The 15,654-nt window shown below is 33.4% G+C and carries 8 protein-coding genes; 3 read left to right on the top strand and 5 right to left on the bottom strand.

What is annotated here, in order from left to right:
- Nucleotides 1-196: 196 nt before the first annotated feature.
- The 3 genes from BOW55_RS04895 to BOW55_RS04885 all read left to right on the top strand — a co-directional run bounded on the left by BOW55_RS04895 (nt 197) and on the right by BOW55_RS04885 (nt 8,544).
- Complete coding sequence (locus BOW55_RS04895; protein WP_129023227.1) at nt 197-5,287, top strand: translocation/assembly module TamB; 5,091 nt, start codon at nt 197-199, stop codon at nt 5,285-5,287.
- Complete coding sequence (locus tag BOW55_RS04890) at nt 5,271-7,589, top strand: BamA/TamA family outer membrane protein (RefSeq protein ID WP_129023226.1); 2,319 nt, start codon at nt 5,271-5,273, stop codon at nt 7,587-7,589. The genes BOW55_RS04895 and BOW55_RS04890 overlap by 17 nt, the downstream gene beginning before the upstream one ends.
- A gap of 325 nt (nt 7,590-7,914) precedes the next feature.
- Nucleotides 7,915-8,544, top strand: a complete 630-nt coding sequence (locus tag BOW55_RS04885) for a DUF4230 domain-containing protein (RefSeq protein WP_129023225.1) — start codon at nt 7,915-7,917, stop codon at nt 8,542-8,544.
- A 236-nt stretch (nt 8,545-8,780) separates the two neighbouring features.
- Here the strand turns inward: BOW55_RS04885 and BOW55_RS04880 are convergent, their stop codons facing one another.
- The 5 genes from BOW55_RS04880 to BOW55_RS04860 all read right to left on the bottom strand — a co-directional run bounded on the left by BOW55_RS04880 (nt 8,781) and on the right by BOW55_RS04860 (nt 15,408).
- A complete protein-coding gene (locus BOW55_RS04880) occupies nt 8,781-10,538 on the bottom strand; it encodes an aromatic amino acid hydroxylase (RefSeq protein WP_129023224.1) in 1,758 nt (585 codons plus the stop codon).
- 215 nt (nt 10,539-10,753) lie between these two features.
- Nucleotides 10,754-11,164, bottom strand: a complete 411-nt coding sequence (locus tag BOW55_RS04875) for a group III truncated hemoglobin (protein ID WP_129023223.1) — start codon at nt 11,162-11,164, stop codon at nt 10,754-10,756.
- A gap of 80 nt (nt 11,165-11,244) precedes the next feature.
- Nucleotides 11,245-12,489 carry a threonine ammonia-lyase IlvA gene (gene ilvA, locus BOW55_RS04870; protein ID WP_129023222.1) on the bottom strand — a complete coding sequence of 415 codons (1,245 nt, stop codon included), beginning with the start codon at nt 12,487-12,489 and terminating at the stop codon, nt 11,245-11,247.
- Nucleotides 12,490-12,766: 277 nt separating this feature from the next.
- Nucleotides 12,767-13,306: a DUF4136 domain-containing protein gene (locus BOW55_RS04865; protein ID WP_129023221.1), complete on the bottom strand. Its 540-nt coding sequence runs from the start codon at nt 13,304-13,306 to the stop codon at nt 12,767-12,769.
- A gap of 125 nt (nt 13,307-13,431) precedes the next feature.
- A complete protein-coding gene (locus BOW55_RS04860; protein WP_129023220.1) occupies nt 13,432-15,408 on the bottom strand; it encodes a urocanate hydratase in 1,977 nt (658 codons plus the stop codon).
- Nucleotides 15,409-15,654: the final 246 nt, after the last annotated feature.

Below are 15,654 nucleotides of genomic sequence, written 5' to 3'. Positions count from 1 at the left end.
ATGTATTTTAGAAACTTTGTGCCTAGCAGTCTTCGCCGCTGAACAAAAAAAGTAAGAAAACAATTATTTACCCATAAATTTGGAATAATTGCATGTAATTGTGTAAATTGTTAAGAATTAAAATTTACAAATTTGTAAACAGCAGCGATGCTGTTTTATACAAAATGCAACTATAATCTAATCGTATTTGCAGCGCATGAATAAGAAAACCATTCATTATATAAAAAAAACATTACGTGTACTATTATGGTGCTTGGTTTCTGTAATTATACTTTTATTGCTTCTTATCGTGTTAATTCAGGTTCCGTCCGTTCAGAATTATGTCAAAGACAAAGCGGTTACTTATCTTCAAGATAAAATTAAAACCAAAGTTTCCTTAGATCATATTTCAATTAAATTTCCAAAAGACATAGTTCTGGAAGGATTTTATTTTGAAGATCAAAAAAGAGATACACTTCTGGCAGGAAAACGCTTAGAATTGGATGTAGATCTTTTTAAAATCGTCAGCAGTGAGCTAGAGATTAACTCTGTTTCATTAGAAAATGTAAAAGCCAATATTTCGCGAAACAAAAACGGCGTTTTCAATTTCGATTATATCATCAAAGCCTTTAAATCTAAAGAGTCAAAGGCAGAAGATCCAGATAGTAAACCCTTCAAAATATCTGTTGTAAAAATAAATCTCGATAACATTAATTTTAACTTTAAAGATGATTATTCTAAGAACGATGTTCGTGTAAAACTGACACATTTTGATACCAAATTCAAAGAATTCGATCTCGATAAAATGAATTTTGATATTCCGAATATTGATCTTGACGGGTTTAAATTAGTTTTGAATCAGGACGTTGTAGAAAAAATTGCCGAAGTATCAGTAAAAACTGCTGATACAATTTCGCAGCGAACTGATTTCAATTTAAAACTAGGTAAAATCAGTTTGTCAAAAATTTATATTGCTTATGATAACAAAGATTCAAAATTAGATTCAGGAATAAAATTCGGCAGTTTAAAATTATCTTTCAATGAAATTAATTTAAACAAACAGCTTGTTGATCTTAATGCTTTTGAACTTAAAGATTTAAGCGGAAATCTGAGATTAGGAATAAAAGACAAACAAATTCAAACTCCAAATTTAGATACAACAGCAATCAAGCAAGCCGGCTGGAAAGCGAAACTAAATAAAATCGACATAGAAAATGTTGCTTTTAAATTTGATGATATGCAGTCAAAACCAACTTCAAAAGGTTTAGATTACAGTCATTTAAATTTAAGTAAAATGAATTTTCAGGCTGAGAAATTGTATTACGCCAATGACACAATTTCGGGAAATATAAAAGTGCTGACTGTAAACGAAAAAAGCGGTTTAAATATTCAGGCTTTAAAAACAGATTTCTTTTACGGACCTAAAAATGCTTTTTTGGATAACTTGTATTTAAAGACGCCTCAAACTCTTGTAAAAGATAAAATAAAGGTAGAATATAAATCGCTTGCGGCCTTGCAAAAAGACATTGCAAATCTTGTGATTGATGCCAGTTTAAAAGAATCGAAAATAGGTTTTAAAGACATTTTATTGTTTGTTCCGGATTTACAAAAAACAAATCCTTTTAAAAGTAATCCAAATGCAATTTTATATGTAAACAGCCGCGTGAGCGGAAAGGTAAAAGACTTAAATATTCCGAAGTTTGAAATGAGCGGAATTGGAACTACAAAAGTTTCTCTTTCGGGAAAAATTACGGGACTTCCAGACGCGCAAAAAGCATATTATGATTTAGATATTAAAAAACTGTCGAGCACTTCAAAAGATATTAATTCGTTTGTACCTGCAGGAACAATTCCCAAAAACATTCAATTGCCGTCTCAGCTCAATCTAAGCGGAAAGTTTAAAGGTTCGGCTCAGAATTTTAAAACCAATCTGACTTTAAACAGCAGTTTTGGAAATGCAAAAGTGGATGCTTTATTTGATCAACGCATTAAAAAAAGAGAGAAATATGACGCAACAGTTTATTTGCTTGATTTCGATTTAGGCAGATTGATCAAAAATGACTCCATCGGAAAAATTACGCTTAAAGCGAAAGTAAAAGGAAATGGCCTAGATCCAAAAACGGCAAATGCGGCAATTGAAGGATTGGTTAAGAAAGCGATTTTTAATCGTTATACTTATAAAGATTTAGCATTAAAAGGAAATATTGCAAACGGCTCTTTTGCTGTAAAATCTGGAATGCAGGATCCTAATTTGAATTTTAATCTAATAGCAAGCGGTGATACGAAAGATAAATTTCCAACAGTAAAACTTAAATTAAACCTTGATATTGCCGATTTAGAAAAATTGAATCTTCATGCGGGGCCAATGAAGCTTCGCGGAAATGTCGATGCTGATATAGCGAATAGCAATCCAGATTTTTTGAACGGAAAAGTATTTCTTTCAAATATTCAGATTTTGCAGGATACTGAACCAATTGTTTTAGATTCAGTTCGTTTAATTGCTTTTTCAGATAATACTAGAAATAATATTAAAATATCTTCTCAGTTTTTAAAAGCAGAAGTAGATGGAAAATACAAATTGACAACTTTGGCAGCAGCTATTAAAAAATCATTGTCAAAATATATCGATTTAAAAAATCCGAAAGTAAACGGAGAATCTGATGAACAAAGATTAGCTTTTACCTTGACCGTAAATAATGACCCAATTTTGTTTAAACTGATTCCAAAACTTACCAGTTTAGAACCCATTAAAATCTCTGGAAAATATAATAATATAACCGATTCCTTAGAAGTAAAAGGAACAATTCCGAGAATTGTATATGCTGAAAATACAATCGCTGACGGAAAAATTAATATCGAAGCCAAAGAAACTGCTTTAGAATATTCAGTTTCAATTGCAACAATTGAAAGCGGTTCGCTAAAAATTCCATTCACCAGTTTGTCTGGAAAAGTTGAGAATAATATACTGAATTATGCACTTGAAGTCAAAGATGCAAAAGAGAAACAGCAGTATTTTATTGCAGGAGAATTTAAGGCAGAAGATTCGAAAAACATATTTAAAATAGATGCTGAAAATTTCATTCTCAACTATGATAAATGGAATATCGATTCAGATAATGCGATTGAATTTGGCGACAAACGTTTGTATGTCAGTAAATTTTATTTGGATAATAACGGAAATGAATTAAAACTTCAATCGCAGGGAACACAAAATAATGCACCGCTTCAAGTTGATTTTGTGAACTTCAAAATCGAAACCATTATGAATATGGTTAAAAAAGACGAATTGTTGATGCAAGGTTTGATTAACGGTTCTGCTTTAGTCGAAAATATAATGACGAACCCAATTTTTACTTCAAATTTAAAAATTGATGATTTTACTTTTAAAGGTGAAAAAGTAGGAGATTTAGAAATAAAAGTAGACAACAAAGCGGCAAATCTTTTAGCCTCAAATGTGACTTTGAGTGATGAAGGGAATGATGTTAATTTGAATGGAACGTACACAATTGATGCAGGAAATTTTGATTTTGACGTTGTTATAAATAAACTCAATATTAAAAGTATTCAAGGCTTTAGTATGGGAAACATTACTGAGGGAACAGGATACTTATCGGGTAATTTTAAAATTATAGGAAATGCAGCTGCTCCAAAAATAAACGGAGAACTTAATTTTAATGATGCCGGTTTTAGAGTAACGCAGTTAAACTCTTATTTTAAAACAGGAAATGAAACAATTGCTTTTAATAACGAAACCATTTCATTTGATAAATTCTCTCTTTCTGATGAAAATGAAAATGAATTAGAGGTAAACGGAACTATAAAATCGACAGATTTTAGAGATTATAATTTTGATTTGGCTGTTACTGCAGACGATTTTAGAGCAATACATTCTAAAGAAGTTGACAATGATTTATTCTATGGAGATTTATTTTTAGACACCAAATTGACTATCAAAGGAAACCTTGAAAGTCCTGTGGTTGGCGGAACAATCAAAATCAATAAAGAAACTAAGTTTACGGTTGTAATGCCGCAGTCAGATCCTTCGATAGCAGATCGTGAAGGAATTGTAGAGTTTGTTGATGAAGATAATATGTATTTAAAACAAACTGTTGATCTACAAAATAAACTGGATCAATCGCAAGTAAAAGGAATGGATGTAAATGTTGCGATTTCAATTGATAAAGAAGCAGAACTAACTTTGTTGATTGATAAAGCAAATGGAGATTATTTAAAACTAAAAGGAGAAGCAGAATTAGTCGGCGGAATTGACCAGTCAGGAAAAACAACTTTGACAGGGAAATATGAATTTTCGGATGGTGCTTACGAAATGAATTTTAACGGAATTAAAAGAAAATTCGATATTCAAAAAGGAAGTTATATCACTTGGAATGGTGAGCCTACAATGGCAAATTTAAATATTACAGCAATTTATAAAGTAAATGCTGCACCTATTGATTTGTTAGGAAGTCAGCTGAAAAGTGAGACGCAGGCGATGCAAAATACATACAAACAAAAACTTCCTTTTCAGACGTTGTTGAAGATGAATGGAGAATTAATGAAACCGGATATTTCTTTTGGAATTAATCTGCCAGATGGTAATTACGATGTTTCTTCTGATGTTGTAACGAAAACAAAAGCAAAATTGAAGCAATTAGAACAAGATCCTGCAGAATTAAATAAACAGGTTTTTGCGCTTTTATTATTGAATCGATTTGTGGGTGAAAATCCGTTTGCGAGCGAGAGCGGAGGTACAAGTGCAGAATCTTTGGCAAGACAAAGTGTGAGTAAAATTCTTTCGCAGCAATTAAATAATCTGGCAGGCGATTTAATTACTGGATTTGAAATTAATTTTGATTTAGAATCATCAGAAGATTACACTTCTGGAACTATGCAAAATAGAACTGATTTGAATGTTGCAGTTTCTAAAAAACTGCTTGATGATCGTTTGAAAGTAACTGTTGGAAGCAGTTTTGGCGTTGAAGGTGCAGAACGTGCCAATGAAGAAAGCACCAATATTGCCGGCGATGTTGCCTTGGATTATCAAATTACAAAAGACGGCCGATATATGGTTCGTGCTTATAGAAAAAATCAGTACCAAGTTGCAGTAGAAGGTCAGGTTGTAGAAACTGGGGTTGCTTTTATTATTACGATGAGTTACAATAAATTTAGAGAGCTTTTTCATCGTTCAGAGCAAGAAAAGCAAATGATAAAGGAAGAGAAAATTCGTAAAGAAAAAAGAAAACAGAAAGAGAAAGAAGAGCAAGAGCTAAAAGAAAATCAAATAAAAGGTAATGAGCAAAAAACATAATCATATAGAAAATCGATATGTAAAGTATTTTGTACTGTTCAGCCTTTTTTTTGTTTTAAGCTGCAGTAATACAAAATATCTGCCAGAGGGCGATTTACTTTATACAGGAGCATCTGTTACGGTGAAAGATTCGATCATGAAAAAGAAAGATAGAAAAGCACTTGAAACAGAATTAGAAGGCTTATTGCGCCCAAAACCTAACAAACAAATTTTTGGATTACGCCCTAAATTACTGATTTATAATCTTGCCAGCGAACCTAAAAAACAAAAAGGAACTAGATATTGGCTGCGAAATAAAGTAGGCGAGGCGCCTGTACTTTTTAGCAAAGTCGATTTAGATTATAATGCCGCAGTTTTGCGAAATTTTACTGAAAATCGAGGTTATTTTAAAACGCAGGTAAGTGCAGATTCTACCGTTAGAAGTAAACGTGCTACGGCAGAATATATCGTTATACCTAAAAAACAGTATACAATAAAAAGTGTAACTTTTCCTGATGATTCTCTGGCAATGTCCAGAATAATTGGAAGATCAAGCCGAAGAAGTTTACTGAAAGTAGGAAAACCATACGACTTAGACGTTATAAAAGCAGAACGTGAACGTATTGATGCCAGACTAAAAGAGAAAGGTTATTTTTATTTTAATCCAGATTATCTTTTAGCTAGAGTAGACAGCAGTAAAGGCGATCACGAGGTAAAAATCAAAATAATAATAAAACCGGATACGCCGCCTAAAGCATTAACCGCATATAAAATTAATAACATATTTGTTTACCCAAATTATTCTTTGACAAACGACAGCGCAGTTTACAGAAAAAAGAATATCACACAATACAAAGATTTTACAATTATTGATACGACAGAGACTTTTAAACCAAGGGTTTTTGACAGAACAATATATTTTAAAAAAGGAGATTTGTATAATCGGAAAGATCATAATCTTACTTTGAATCGCTTTGTGAATCTAGGAACTTTTAGTTTTGTTAAAAATGAATTCAAGCCTTCAGACAGCATAAAGAATGCTTTAGATTCTTATTATTATTTAACGTTACTGCCTAAAAAGTTTATACGAGTTGAAGTTTTAGGAAAAACAAATTCAGCCAGTTATACGGGAACAGAAATTAACTTGAATTGGAATAACCGAAATTTACTTAAAGGTGCCGAATTGCTGACGGCTTCTATTTTTGGCGGAGCCGATTTTCAGCTTGGCGGCGTAAATAAAGGTAAAAATATTTATAAGCTTGGAGCTGAAACAAGTTTGACTTGGCCAAGATTTGTAACTCCTTTTAATATTGAGGGAAGCAGTGAATTTGTGCCAAGAACGAAAGCTACAGTGCGATATGAATATCAAAAAAGAACACAATTGTACGCCCTGAATTCTTTTAATACATCATTTGGTTATTTATGGAAAGAAAACATTCGTAAAGAGCATCAATTGAACGTTATAGATATAACTTATGTAAGTCCAAATCATGTTACGCCAGAATATTTAGAAGATATTAAAGAAGACGCAGCATTAGGAAAAGTAATTGAAAAGCAGCTGATTTTTGGCCCAACTTACAGTTATACCTATACTAATACGATGCAGAAACGTCGAAAAAATACGATTTATTTTAATGGCGAAATAGATTTAGCAGGAAACCTTACAGGTTTGGTTACAGGAGCCAATATTAAGAAAAATGACACGATAAAAATACTTGATGTTCCTTTTAGTCAGTATGTAAAAATTAGATCAGATTTTAGACATTATTTAAAATTAGGGAAAGAAAGCGAATTAGCCAGCCGACTTATTGTAGGTGCAGGATTTGCTTACGGAAATTCGAATACACTGCCAGCTTCAAAGCAGTTTGTAGTTGGAGGAACAAATAGTATCCGTGCCTTTAGAGCAAGAACTTTAGGGCCGGGAAGTTATGTGATTCCGCCAACAACAAACGACAATTATACACCAGATCAATCTGCAGATATAAAGTTGGAGTTTAATACCGAATACAGGGCAAAGCTTTTTAGTATTGTGAGAGGTGCAGTGTTTTTAGATGCTGGAAATATTTGGCTTTTAAATGCGGACCCAAATAAACCCGGAGCCGAGATTTCGAAAGATTTTATGAAACAAATTGCAATAGGTGCTGGAGCCGGATTGCGCTTTGATTTATCGTTCTTGATTCTAAGAACAGATTTGGCTTTTCCGCTTCGAAATCCTGCATTGCCAGACGGACAGCGCTGGGTTATTGATGATATTAATTTTGGAAGCAGTACATGGCGAAAAGATAATCTGATTTTGAATATCGCTATTGGATATCCATTTTAAAGGATTTTAGTCACTTTTTTTGCTGCAAAATTTACGAATTTTCACTAATACTATGCTTTGTATTTATTACCTAATTTTAAAAAGATCATACTGAAAAATTGGTGTAATTAGTGCAATTCGTGGCGAAAAAACTTTAGCCAGCTAAAAGAAAAAAAAGTTAGTAAGGATTTTTTTTGCCACGAATTTCACGAATTTTTGCTAATTCAATACTTTGTGTTTAGTGCTTAATTTTAAAAAGAACGCTTCAAAAAATTCCTGTAATTAGTGAGATTCATGGCGCAAAAAACTAAAAAAAGAAGTAAATTCGTCTAAACATTTTATCAGAATGCAAAACTTAGTAAAAAGAATTATTGGCGTTGGTGTTATTATTTTAGTCATTGTTTTGGCTTTTAAATATTGTGAGTTCAAAAAAGATGATGATTCAACAATTGATTATAATACCAATTTAATTCAAGAGAAAATACTTAATGTAGGGAAGTTGGTTGTTACCGAAGGACATTTCTCTGAAGTAATCACTTATAAAAACCAGCAGAAGTATTTGATGGATATGATTTCATTTGAGAAAAAAGCACTTATTGTGGTAAATGCAAATGTTACCGTTGCTTATGATTTGCATAAAATGAAATACGACATCGATGAAAAAAATAAAACCATTACGATTTTAAATATTCCAAAAGAAGAGATTATTATAAATCCTGATATTCAGTTTTACGATGTTGAACAAAGTAAGCTGAATCCCTTTACAGGCGACGATTATAATAAAATCAACAAATCGGTAAAAGCCAATCTAGCTAAGAAAATCGAAAAATCTTCATTAAAAAGTAATGCACAAAACCGTTTAATAAGCGAATTGTCTAAAATTTTAATCCTAACCAATTCAATGGGTTGGAAATTGCAATACAATGGCAAAACGATTGAATCTGATGCAGATTTAAGCGAAGATTTGAAATTGTAGTTTTTGAGGTTCAAAGAGGCAAAGACTCAAAGGGGCAGAGGTTTTTTCGCGACCTTGTCATTTCGACGAAGGAGAAATCTCCGCGAGAAGGTCTACAAAGATTGGATTATCGTTGCAGACTTACTTGTGGAGATTTCTCCTTCGTCGAAATGACATAAAATGAGGTAAAAGCTTTGCGGCTCTGCGTCTTTGCGAGATTAAAAATCGGTGAGAAAAAAAACTTTGTACTTTAAAACTTAAACAGTTTCTTTATCAAAAATCAAATCCAATCCACCAGAAATTAAATGTGCAATTTCAGGACGTTTTGTTTTCAATTGATCCAAGTAAACTAATACTTCTTGCAAAAGTTGTTTTTCGTCAGAATCTTTTAAGAGTTCTGTAATTTCAACAGACAACAGCCAATCATTTGAATGATTGTTTTTTAGATTTTCAAAAACAGATTTCAACTCCGTTTTAGAACCTTTATTTTTTCTAATATCTCTAACTTTTGCATACAAACCTTCTAAATCATTACGTTCTTGAGAATGTTTTGCTTTAATAGTTTTTGTTGTGGGAACAATATTGATTAAGTCAAAACTATTTACATCAGCAGGACCAGAAAATGCCGAAACGACTTTTTTACCAATTGCCATATCGTAATTTCCCCAATCTGGCTGAAACAAAATAGTTTCGCCATGCGTTACAGTACAATTTCTAAAGCTAATCAGAATAATTTCTCCGTGTAAGTTTCTTGAACCTGTAATAATTTCGCCTTCAACAATAATATTACCCTCAAATTCCAGTTTAACCGTTTCGTTTTCTACAATGCTGTAAGCTTGTAAATCTTTTGGGCTCATATCTTCAATGGCAAGATTAAAGCCTTTTAGCTTTCCAATCGGACTTCCAAAACCGTGTGGATGTGTTAAAGTTCCGTGACCAACTAATTCTTTTTCTCGGTATGCCAAAGCTGTTTTTCCAGTTGTTTGTATGTAAACTGGTTTTCCTTCATCTTCAAGAACATTGGTGAAAACTCCTGAAATTTGTAAACCAGTACTTAACTCAATTGTTCCTAAAGCATTTGACTGAATCAGTTTTTTAATTCCAGAAATACCTCCAGTTCTCAATGCCATTTTATTAGCAAACTCTTCCAGAATTAAGCTTAAATAAGAAAAAGTAGGTGTTACGTAAAGCTGCGGTTGTAACTGCGTAATATCAAAATTTTGATTTGCAGCCGAAATATCATAAGGGATTTTCTTTACATTATCTGTCATGCACCAAGCACTTTCTCCAATTGACGAAAGTAATCCTGCACCGTAAATTTTTGGGTCTTCGACAGTTCCAATCAAACCATATTCAACCGTCCACCAATGCAAGTTTCGAATTTGAGCCATTTCAGACAATTCGCCCATATCGTTTTGCAAATCGGCAACTGCTTTTTCAGCCTCGTCAATTTTTTCCTGCGGCGTATCTTCAGCTTCTTTCAAAATAGAAAGCAAACGAATCGCTTCATACATTTGGTAATCCTTATGAGATGAAATCGCTTTACATCCAATTTCGCCAAAACGTCTTAGATATTCTGCGTATTCTGGATTGGCAATAATAGGAGCGTGACCTGCACCTTCGTGAATAATGTCTGGAGCAGGAGTATATTCAATATGTTCTAATTGTCGAATATCCGATGCAATAACTAAAACATTGTATGCCTGAAATTCCATAAATGCATTTGGCGGAATAAATCCGTCAACAGCAACAGCAGCCCAGCCAATTTCAGTTAGAATTCGGTTCATTCCATACATACTGGGAATAGAATCTATTTCGATTCCTGTTTTGCGTAAACCTTCTAAATACGAATGATGCGCTACTTTTGAAAGATAATCTACATTTTTGCGCATAACGTATCTCCAAACCGCTTGATTAATTGGAGTGTAATCACTATAATCTTGAGGTTTAATAAATTGCTTTAAATGTTTTGGCAATCTCTCTAAAAGCGGATTGGTTTCTATATTTGGATTCATTTCGAAAACGTTCTAGGTTAAAATGTAAAATTACGAATTTAAACCACCTTTTTTGTGATAATAATCACAAAAGTTTTGTTCGAAAATGCCCTTTATTGCGTTTTTGTAGATTTTAAAGGAAGTTTACAGATTAGGCGCATATTGTAATTATTACCTAAATTAAATTGAGTTTAAGTAATAAAGTACTATTGCGATTGTATTAAAATATTGCTCTTTTAAGATTTATTAATTGCATTTTTTAGTTCATTTTCAACATTTCTAAAATGTTCAATTTTATGATTAAACATATAAGCCATGTTTGTTGCACGCATTTTAGCTTCTTCGGTAATTTCTCCAGCAAACTGCGCATCGATTGTAGTATTGAAAATTTGAATCCAACGGTCAAAATGAGTTCTATCTACAGGTAATTGTTTGTGAGGCGGAAATGGCGTGCCTGAGTAAGCACGAACATCAAATAATATAGTCTGCCAAAAACCGTACATTTTTTGCAAATGCGGTTCCCAGCGATCCTGCAGTTTATCATTGAAAATTGGACCAATAAGATCGTCTTTTCTAACATTATCATAAAAGCTGTTAACCATTTGTTTTATGTCTTCTATGTTTGAAATGTCTTTAAGCGTTTCCATGTTTTTCTAAATAAAATTGATTTGCAAAAATACGTCATAACTTCTTCTTTATTTGCTGATATTTATCAGGCAGGAAATAATTACCCAATTAGCTGCGTAAACAAATCCTGATTGTCGTTTAAATATTGAAATTCAAACCCATATTGCGTCATTTTCATTTTGATAGCCATAATATCTTTTTTGTTTTTCAACTCTAAACCAACCACAACAGATCCTACTTCTCGGCTGTTTTTCTTAGCAAATTGAAAATAAGTAATATCATCATCCGGACCTAAAATGTTGTTTACAAACTCCTTTAAAGCTCCCGGACGCTGTGGAAATTGAATCATGAAATAATGCATTAAACCTTCATAAAGCAGTGAGCGCTCTTTTATTTCGGCAGTTCTTTCAATGTCATTATTGCTTCCGCTGACAACGCAAACCACAGTTTTTCCTTTTATTTTATCTTTATAAAAATCCAGCGCAGCAATTGTTAATGCACCCGCAGGTTCTACAACCATCGCTTCTTCATTGTATAAACGTAAAATGGTTGTGCATACTTTTCCTTCTGGAACCAGAATAATATCTTCAAGATTATAACGGCAGATTTCAAAAGTTTTATCGCCAACTTGTTTTACAGCGGCACCATCAACAAATTTATCTATTGTTTTTAAGGCTGTATTTTTATTTTCCTCAATAGAAGTTTTCATCGAAGGAGCGCCTTTTGGTTCAACGCCAATGATTTTAGTATTTGGGCTTAAATGTTTAAAAACTTCAGACAATCCAGAAGCCAGTCCGCCGCCGCCAATGGGCACAAAAACATAATCTATAGGTTCTTTATAGCTTTCTAGAATTTCTAAACCTACAGTTCCCTGTCCGGCAATTACTTTTTCATCATCAAAAGGATGGATAAATGTTTTGTGATTCTTGATAGCATCTGCCGTTGCCGAAGCATAAGCATCATCAAAAGTATCTCCTGTTAAAACAATTTCTACAAACGATTTCCCGAACAATTGCACTTGTTTTACTTTTTGTTTTGGAGTAGTTTTTGGCATGTAAATTTTGCCTTTTATTTGCAGTAAATTACAAGAATAAGCAACGCCTTGAGCGTGATTTCCTGCACTGGCACAAACAATTCCGTTTACTTTTTCTTTTTCAGTTAAGGAAGAAATCTTATTGTAAGCACCTCTGATTTTATAAGAACGTACGATTTGTAAATCTTCTCGTTTTAATAAAATAGTCGATTTAAATTCGTCTGAAAGATTTAAATTTTGGGTAAGAGGCGTCGCAGCAACTACATTTTCAAGCTGCTTTTTTGCATTAAGGATTTCGTTGAATAAACTCATATTGTTTGTTTTTTTGCCGCGAATTACACGAATTTCTACTAATTTTATTTTAGATGCTGTCTATAAAAATTCGTGCTAATTTGTGTAATTCGTGGCGACTTTTTAATTATTCTTAAAATAAAAAACCTCCCAATGTGGGAGGTTCTTATAATTATATTTTACATACTTATATAACACCTCGCCATTATTGCTGAATTGCAATAATGCTGATAATAGCGATGATAATGTTGTTAAAGTTTGTCATTTTTTATACTAATTGAATAGCAAAAGTAAATAATTATTTTTTTACAGGAGGATATTGAGCTAAAATTTTGCCTACAAATTCTGCAATTCGCTCATCTTTTTTATCAATGTTTCTAGTTAAAACACCAATTCCCTCACCTTGCCAGATCATTTCTTTCTTTTTTGCATCAATTAGGTCGATGTATAAAGTTCCTTCAGTTGAAGTAGAAACGGTAGTTTGGTTTCCGCCGTACATCATATAAGGATTCCATCCCCATCCCCAGCCATAACCCCAGCCGGCGCTAAATTGATTTACATCAACTTGCTCTCTAGATTTGGTAAAAATGTTTACCAATAAGTCTGGATTATCACTTTTTGTAAATCCTTTTGCTTGCATTTGTTGATCGATTGCACGAAGAATACGTCTTTTATCCAAATCAGAAATTTCGACTTTATCAATTCCAGGTTTAAAGAAAGCATACGTTTTATAAGGCGCAAAATCGACACTTTTGTCGTAATCAGAATATACAGTAACACTGCTGCATGAACTTAAGATCAATAGCAGAAAAATCGGAACTAATTTGAATGTTTTCATAGTTATAAAAAATTTAATGTTCTCTTTTGTATTTATCAGGCTGAGTAAAATTAAAGGTCTTTTGTTACTATAAGCCTTCGACTTCGCTCAGGATGACATTTATTAAATAATAAATACCTTTTAAATTAAAGCAGACTTTCGTCAACAATATTAGGCAAAGTTACTTTTAATAATGGCTCTACTTGCATAGCTCTTTTTATGGCAAAAATGGCTTCATCATTTCGAGCCCAGCTTCTTCTTGAAATTCCGTTGTTAACATCCCAAAAAAGCATTGATGCTAAACGTTTTGAAGCCTCCTTAGAACCATCAAGAACCATACCAAAACCGCCGTTTATAACCTCTCCCCAGCCAACTCCGCCGCCATTATGAATAGATACCCAAGTTGCTCCTCTAAAGCTGTCGCCAATTACATTATGAATTGCCATATCAGCCGTAAAGCGTGATCCGTCATAAATGTTTGACGTTTCTCTATATGGAGAATCGGTTCCAGAAACGTCATGATGATCGCGTCCTAAAACAACAGCACCAATTTCGCCTTTTGCAATTGCCTGATTAAAAGCTTCGGCGATTTTAATTCTTCCTTCGGCATCAGCATAAAGAATTCGAGCTTGAGAGCCTACAACAAGTTTGTTTTCCTGCGCGCCCTTTATCCATTTAATGTTATCCTGCATTTGCTGCTGAATTTCACTCGGAGAAGTCTTGGCTAATTCTTCTAAAACTTGACTTGTAATAGTATCTGTTTTTTGCAAATCTTCTGGTTTTCCAGAAGTGCAAACCCATCTAAAAGGACCAAATCCATAATCAAAACACATTGGTCCCATAATGTCCTGAACGTAGCTTGGATATTTAAAATCAATATTATTTTCGGCCATTACATCTGCGCCTGCGCGTGAAGCTTCAAGTAAAAAAGCATTTCCGTAATCAAAAAAGTACGTTCCTTTTGCCGTATGTTTATTAATCGCAGCAGCATGACGACGTAATGTTTCCTGAACTTTTTCTTTGAATAAATCCGGATTTTCGGCCATCATTTTGTTTGCTTCTTCAAAAGAAATACCAACTGGATAATAACCTCCAGCCCACGGATTATGAAGCGAAGTTTGATCTGAACCCAAATCAATTTTAATGTTTTCTTGATCAAAACGTTCCCAAACGTCAACGACATTTCCTAAATAAGCAATTGAAACTGTTTCTTTATTGGCTTTCGCCAAAGCTACTCTCGCCACTAATTCATCTGTAGAAGTTACGACTTCATTAATCCATCCTTGCTCATGGCGAATTTTAGTTATTTTTGGATTTACTTCGGCACAAACTGTAATACAGCCCGCAATATTTCCAGCTTTTGGCTGTGCACCAGACATTCCGCCAAGACCAGAAGTTACAAATAAACTTCCTTCTGGATTTTGTTTTATTTTTCTAAAACCGTTTAAAACCGTAATTGTAGTTCCGTGTACAATTCCCTGCGGTCCAATGTACATATAACTTCCTGCAGTCATTTGTCCGTATTGCGAAACGCCTAAAGCATTCATTTTTTCCCAATCGTCAGGTTTAGAATAATTTGGTATAACCATTCCGTTTGTAACCACAACTCTCGGTGCTTCTTTATGCGAAGGGAATAATCCCATCGGGTGTCCTGAATACATCGTTAAAGTCTGCTCGTCTGTCATTTCAGACAAATACTGCATCGTCAATAAATACTGTGCCCAGTTTTGAAAAACAGCTCCATTTCCACCATACGTAATCAATTCGTGCGGATGCTGTGCAACGGCATAATCCAAATTATTCTGAATCATGTGCATAATTGCTTTTGCCTGCAGCGATTTTCCTGGATATTCGTCAATTGGCCTTGCGTACATTCTATAATCTGGACGAAGACGATACATATAAATACGTCCATATTTTTCTAATTCTTCTGAAAATTCAGGAATTAGTTCAGTATGATGTTTTGGTTCAAAATAGCGTAATGCATTTTTTAAAGCCAGTTTTTTCTCTTCTGCCGAAAGAATTTCTTTTCTTTTTGGAGCATGATTAATAGCTGGATCATATGTTGCCTTTGGAGGTAATATTGAGGGAATTCCTTGCTGTATTTGTTCTTTGAAAGTCATTTTTTTAAGATTCTAAGGTGCTGAGATTCTAAGCTACTAAGATATTGTGGTTAGATTAACAACAGATTAATTTTTTGTTTTTTAAATTATGCCGCCCCGCTGGGGCTTATATGTGACTGTCGATTTTGATTCTATAAATATATCGCTCTTCATGGAGCTTTGTGAAATGTAAAATTTACCAAATCCAAAAGCCTTGGAAAGGCGTAATATTTATAGAAAATAATGCGGTCAGTTGGTAAAAGCTCC

Source organism: Flavobacterium sp. YO12 (assembly GCF_004119495.1).
In the GTDB taxonomy this organism is placed as follows: domain Bacteria; phylum Bacteroidota; class Bacteroidia; order Flavobacteriales; family Flavobacteriaceae; genus Flavobacterium.
Note: the sequence above shows the minus strand (reverse complement) of the source record. Positions and strands in the feature narration are given on the sequence as shown.

Excerpts from the sequence above, each read along its gene's own strand:
- BOW55_RS04895 (WP_129023227.1), top strand. The coding sequence starts at position 197 with ATGAATAAGAAAACCATTCATTATATAAAAAAAACATTACGTGTACTA.
- BOW55_RS04890 (WP_129023226.1), top strand. The coding sequence starts at position 5,271 with ATGAGCAAAAAACATAATCATATAGAAAATCGATATGTAAAGTATTTT.
- BOW55_RS04885 (WP_129023225.1), top strand. The coding sequence starts at position 7,915 with ATGCAAAACTTAGTAAAAAGAATTATTGGCGTTGGTGTTATTATTTTA.
- BOW55_RS04880 (WP_129023224.1), bottom strand. The coding sequence starts at position 10,538 with ATGAATCCAAATATAGAAACCAATCCGCTTTTAGAGAGATTGCCAAAA.
- BOW55_RS04875 (WP_129023223.1), bottom strand. The coding sequence starts at position 11,164 with ATGGAAACGCTTAAAGACATTTCAAACATAGAAGACATAAAACAAATG.
- ilvA (WP_129023222.1), bottom strand. The coding sequence starts at position 12,489 with ATGAGTTTATTCAACGAAATCCTTAATGCAAAAAAGCAGCTTGAAAAT.
- BOW55_RS04865 (WP_129023221.1), bottom strand. The coding sequence starts at position 13,306 with ATGAAAACATTCAAATTAGTTCCGATTTTTCTGCTATTGATCTTAAGT.
- BOW55_RS04860 (WP_129023220.1), bottom strand. The coding sequence starts at position 15,408 with ATGACTTTCAAAGAACAAATACAGCAAGGAATTCCCTCAATATTACCT.